2 protein-coding genes are annotated in these 2723 nt (G+C 70.8%); one reads left to right on the top strand and one right to left on the bottom strand.

The genetic code is table 11. The features are described from left to right. Positions 1-56 precede the first annotated feature (56 nt). Positions 57-608, bottom strand: a complete 552-nt coding sequence (locus tag ACFU6K_RS35970) for a TetR/AcrR family transcriptional regulator (protein ID WP_380670384.1) — start codon at positions 606-608, stop codon at positions 57-59. Between the two features lie 476 nt (positions 609-1084). Between ACFU6K_RS35970 and ACFU6K_RS35965 the strand changes: the two genes are divergently transcribed. Beyond that, the gene (locus tag ACFU6K_RS35965) at positions 1085-2632 is read left to right on the top strand and encodes an MFS transporter (RefSeq protein ID WP_380670382.1); all 1548 of its coding nucleotides are present in this window, start codon (positions 1085-1087) and stop codon (positions 2630-2632) included. Positions 2633-2723: the final 91 nt, after the last annotated feature.

Genomic DNA, 2723 nt, shown 5'->3' with positions numbered 1-2723 from the left:
CGCCCAAGCCCGGCAGTACACAACCCCGGCGGCACCCGGGCCCGGCACCGACCGCCTCAGGCCCGGATCATCGGCTCCAACACCTCGTCCACCAGTCGACCGGCGAACCCCGGGCCCATGTTCTCCAGCCCGCGGATCTTGACCTGGTAGAGCAGCACCGCCGGAATGACGTCGGCCACCAACGGGGTGGCCGCGCCGGGCCGGACGTCGCCGCGCTCGGCACCGCGGCGCAGGATCTCCAGGATGGTCCGCGCGGTCGGCTCGATGACCCGGTCGGTGATGAAGGCCTTGAAGACCTCGGCCCGCTCCTGGTCGATCTCGCCCATCAGCGCGTTGAGCGCGGAGCCCGTCGGGGAGGTCATCGCCTGTGTGAACCCCTCGATGAGCCGGTGGAGTTCGTCACGCGCGGACCCGAGGTCGGGGGTGTCGTAAGGGCGTGGAAGAGTGGCGTCCAGGGCGTCGATGACGAGTTCGTCCTTGGACGCCCAGCGCCGGTAGAGCGCGGCCTTCCCGGTCCGCGCCGCACTGGCGACCCCTTCCATGGTGAGCCGCGCGTATCCGCCGGAGGTGAGCTGGTCGAGCGCGGCCTCGAAGATCGCGTTCTCCAATTCCTTCCCCCGGCGCCGCGCCGGCCGCGTCAGCGCCTGGTGGGCGGCCCGCACCGGACAGAAGCCCGGTTCGCCACCCGGCCCCGCGCCCGACCCCGCGCCCGACCCTGCGCCCGACCCTGCGGACACCACCCCGGCATCCGCCGCCCCCGGTCGAACGGCCCCGGACCGAACACCCCCGGACCGCACGGACTCAGGCCCGACGACGTCAGGCCGAACAGCCGCCTCCCCGGGCGCCGGCCCCGCCGAACCACCCGGCGACCGACCGGACCGGTCCGCCACCAGGCGTCGCACCAACCGCTCCATCGCCACCACCCTTAAGGAACGCTTGCGTTCACAATCACGGCCAGGATATCGTCCCGATTAGTGAACGATCCCGTTCCTTCTCAGCCTGCGCAAGGGCGCAGCGCCACGCCCGGACCGGCGACTCCGTCGGCCCCGCACCACCGAGCACATAGCCAACAGGGGGCACATTCGTGGCTATCTCCGACACGCTCAGCAAGAACCCACCACCAGCGACGAACCAGGGGCGGGGCAAGGGCATCACCCTGACCGTCATCGCCGCCACCCAGCTCATGGTGGTCCTCGACGCGACCATCGTGAACATCGCGCTGCCGCACATCAGGGACGCCCTGGGCTTCTCGACCACCGACCTGTCGTGGGTCATCAACGCCTACACCCTGACCTTCGGCGGGCTGCTGCTGCTCGGCGGTCGCGCGGGTGACATCCTCGGCCGCCGAAGGGTGTTCATCTTCGGCACCCTGTTGTTCGGCCTGGCCTCGCTGCTCGGTGGTTTCGCGCAGGACAGCAGCCTGCTGCTGGCCGCCCGCGCACTCCAGGGCATCGGCGGCGCGATCTGTTCCCCGACCGCCTTCGCCCTGATCGCCACCAACTTCGACGAGGGGCCGGAACGCAACCGTGCGTTCGGCGTGTTCTCGGCGGTGGCGGGCTCCGGCGCCGCGATCGGCCTGTTGGCCGGCGGTCTGCTCACCGAGTACCTGAACTGGCGCTGGGTGTTCTTCGTCAACGTGCCGATCGCGATCCTGATCGCGATCGCCGCGCCGCGCCACATCGCCGAGTCCGAGCGCCACCCGGGCCGCTTCGACCTGCCCGGCGCCCTCACCTCGACGCTCGGCCTGGTCGGCCTGGTCTACGGGTTCATCCGGGCCGCCTCGGACGGCTGGTCGGACGGCATCACCCTCGGCTCCTTCGCGGCCGGTGCGATCCTGCTCGCCGCCTTCCTCGTGGTCGAGAGCCGCACCGACCAGCCGATCACGCCGATGCACCTGTTCGCCGACCGCAACCGCACCGGCGGCCTGGTGATGATGCTCTGCCTGGCGGCAGCCATGTTCGGCATCTTCTTCTACGTCGTGCTGTTCGTGCAGGGTCCGCTCGGCTACAGCCCGCTGAAGGCCGGCGTCTCCTTCCTCCCGATCAGCGTCGCGATCATCATCGCCGCGCAGATCGCCTCCAACCTCCAGGCCAAGTACGGCCCGAAGCCCTTCATGGCGGGCGGCGCACTGCTGGTCACCGTCGGCCTCACCTGGCTGACCCAGATGAGCAAGGACAGCGGCTACCTGGACGGGGTCCTCGGCCCCACGGTGGTGTTCGGCTTCGGCATGGGCCTGATCTTCGTCCCGGTGATGCTGCTCGCGGTCGCGGGCGTCCCGGGCGAGGAGACCGGCGCCGCCTCCGGCCTGCTCAACTCGATGCAGCAGATCGGCGGTTCGCTCGGCCTGTCGATCCTGACCACGGTCTTCGCGCACTACGCCACGGCCGAAGCCGCCGTGCAGCTGCCGAAGTTCATGGAGAGCGCGAAGCCTGAGCAGCTGGCCTACCTCCAGCAGCACCATGAGTTCCCGCAGGGCACCGACGCCGCGAACACCGTGCTCACCCAGGGGATTTCGCACGGCTTCATCGTGGGCGCCGCGCTCGCGGCGGTCGCCCTGCTGGTCGCGGTCTTCGTGATCAAGGCCAAGGCCAGCGACCTGCCGAGCGGCTCCTCCACCGTCGCGATGCACTGACACCGTCGCCGCGCCGACGCCGACGCCGCGCGCCGACGCCGTAGGTACGGACCGGCGCCGCACGAGGCCCAGGGCCGGCCGGGAGCAGCAC

Source organism: Kitasatospora sp. NPDC057512, from assembly GCF_042802135.1.
Classification (GTDB): domain Bacteria; phylum Actinomycetota; class Actinomycetes; order Streptomycetales; family Streptomycetaceae; genus Kitasatospora.
The sequence above is the reverse complement of the archived record's forward strand: the minus strand, read 5'-3'. Positions and strand labels throughout refer to the sequence as shown.